General features: G+C 39.8%; 1 pseudogene. It reads right to left on the bottom strand.

The window, feature by feature from the left end:
• Positions 1-231: pseudogene (locus J418_RS16500) on the bottom strand (collagen-like protein); the annotation flags it as partial.

The following is a 231-nucleotide window of genomic DNA, read 5'->3' as shown; positions in this document are numbered from 1 at the left end:
GACCAGTAACACCATTTAAGCCGTCAGCACCAGCAGGACCCTGAGGACCAGTTGGGCCAGTAGGGCATACTGGGCATGGTTTTTCACATTTATAGTCTATGGATAAATAAGGACTATTAGCACCTCTACTGCTATCATATCCAATTATAGTATAAGGAGTATCCTCTATTCCGACTAATGTTAAACCATTATTTGCAATGGTATTATTGTACCAGCCTTTAACTAAATTTG

Source organism: Clostridium tyrobutyricum DSM 2637 = ATCC 25755 = JCM 11008, from assembly GCF_000359585.1.
In the GTDB taxonomy this organism is placed as follows: Bacteria; Bacillota; Clostridia; order Clostridiales; family Clostridiaceae; genus Clostridium_B; species Clostridium_B tyrobutyricum.
Note: the sequence above shows the minus strand (reverse complement) of the source record. Positions and strands in the feature narration are given on the sequence as shown.